Source organism: Vallitalea sediminicola, from assembly GCF_054408565.1.
On record NZ_BTPT01000349.1, the window covers coordinates 1 to 205 of the forward strand.

The 205-nt window shown below is 32.7% G+C and carries 1 protein-coding gene; it reads left to right on the forward strand.

Going from position 1 to position 205, the window contains the following annotated elements; translation table 11 throughout:
- Positions 1-205, forward strand: a 205-nt coding sequence (locus tag ACX6CF_RS27010; protein ID WP_458788465.1) for an alpha-L-fucosidase, incomplete at both ends; no start/stop codon positions are given.

The window sequence follows — 205 nt, forward strand, 5'->3', positions numbered from 1 at the left end:
AGGATGAAGATACAATAAAAAGTTTAGATGAACTAATGGGTATTTACTATTACTCTGTAGGCAGAGGAACGAATTTATTAATGAATATTGGTCCAGATAGAAGGGGATTAGTTCCTGAAAAAGATAGCAAGAGATTGTTAGAATTTGGTGCAGAAATTAAAAGAAGATTTAGCAGCCCTATGGCATCAAAGAAAGAATTTCTAGT